Here is a 1,925-nt window from a genome sequence, read left to right on the forward strand (position 1 = left end):
CATCTGCTCATCGGCCTTTTTCACATCAAATCGGGTGATGCTACTCATGGGCTTATCAATCAGCTTTTTAAAATCCTCAGGTAAAATTTCGCGGTAAAGTGAAGGTTTAAAAGGATCGAACAATAAATGTAAAACCTCTACTACCGTATCGAAGTTGGATGAATTTTCATATTCAGGATTTTTATACATCCCCTCCTGAATAAATATTTTAAGTAATGAACTGAAGAAGATTTTCTCCTGCAACTCGTGCAAGCGAATCTCCAGTTCCTTTTTTAGGAGACTTTTGGTATGTTTTGTATTCTCAATCAGGATATCGTTCACACTTAAAAAATGTGGCTTATCATCCTGAATGATACAAGTATTTGGCGAAATAGAAACCTCGCAGGCAGTGAACGCATAGAGGGCATCAATGGTTACATCAGGCGAAATGCCTGGCGCCAAATGCACAATAATTTCCACATTTGCGGCAGTACTGTCTTCAATTTTCTTGATTTTGATTTTGCCCTTATCATTGGCAGCCAAAATACTGTCGATTACTGAACTTGTGGTAGTACTGTAAGGCACTTCAGTAATTACCAAAGTCTTTTTGTCTTTTTCGGTAATTTTAGCACGTACGCGGATTTTACCACCACGCTGACCTTCATTATAATTCGAAAAATCTGCTGCACCGCCTGTAAAAAAATCGGGTAAAATATTCGGCCGGGTACCTTTCAGCGCATCGATAGAAGCATCAAGAAGTTCAACAAAATTATGCGGCATTACTTTGGTTGCCAAACCAACCGCAATACCTTCTGCCCCTTGCGCCAATAACAAAGGAAATTTTACTGGTAAAGTAATCGGTTCGTTGTTTCGCCCATCGTAGCTCAACTGCCATTCTGTGGTATCAGGGTTGAAAACCACCTCATTTGCAAATTTTGATAAACGAGCTTCGATGTAACGTGGTGCCGCTGCACTGTCACCGGTAATTGGATCTCCCCAGTTACCCTGCATGTCAATCAGTAAATCTTTCTGACCAATCTGCACCATCGCATCGCCAATCGAAGCATCGCCATGCGGATGATACTTCATTGTATTACCAATTACGTTTGCCGCCTTATTGAAACGTCCATCGTCCATCTCTTTCAGCGAGTGCATAATCCGGCGCTGTACAGGTTTTAATCCATCGTGAATGTGCGGAACCGCCCTATCCAGAATTACATAAGAAGCGTAATCGAGGAACCAGTTTTCGTACAAACCGTTAATTGGGGTAATCGTATGTTTATGTTCTTCGTTTGGATTTAGGTTTTGGTCTGATTCTTCACTCATTTATCTAAAGAAATTGGCAGCCGTAAATATAATAAAAATGATCGCACAGTGTAAATACAGGTTATTCACATTTAAAAATCGCCATTTCTCTACTTGTGATTTGGAAAGCAGGGTTCAAATCTTTTTTTGAAAGCCCCGTCCTGCTTTCCGCTTTATCTTTTAGTCATGCTTCGCCTTCGCTCAGCATGTTAACTAAAAGGATGCCGCTGCAATCAGGTTTAAGAACTCCTTTCAGCGTTTTTTAATTCAAAACCAGCAAAAAATTTATCAGATACTCCAGAATAATTTTTACAGTAAGCGATAGGTGATAATGTCAGTGCCCTGCATAGCCTGTACCCTCTTTTTTACATCGCTAATCACCATTGGGTAATCATTATTAAAATCTCTGCTATAAGCTATGAAATCGCCACTTTCACTTTTGCCATCAATAACCCACATATGCCACAAGTTTTGACCAGAAACTAGAGAAATAATCACTTTACGTCCGCTTGCCAATTCATCTGAAATGGTTTTATAAAGTGCATTAAAAGGAAAATTAGCATTTCTCTGGTTTTGAAATTGCTGCTTAAATTTAATTCCTTTTATTGTTTTACCATTGAAGTTACCAAATGTTCCATCAT

At 39.2% G+C, this 1,925-nt stretch carries 2 protein-coding genes; both read right to left on the bottom strand.

The features are described from left to right. The coding region (locus tag ON09_RS23505) for a DNA gyrase/topoisomerase IV subunit A (RefSeq protein ID WP_010603517.1) at positions 1 to 1,305 on the bottom strand (1,305 nt) is incomplete at its 3' end. 288 nt (positions 1,306 to 1,593) lie between these two features. Then, positions 1,594 to 1,925 (bottom strand): cysteine peptidase family C39 domain-containing protein (locus ON09_RS23510; protein WP_010603518.1); only part of this gene is annotated, 332 nt, incomplete at its 5' end.

This window comes from Pedobacter agri PB92, assembly GCF_000258495.1.
GTDB lineage: Bacteria > Bacteroidota > Bacteroidia > Sphingobacteriales > Sphingobacteriaceae > Pedobacter > Pedobacter agri.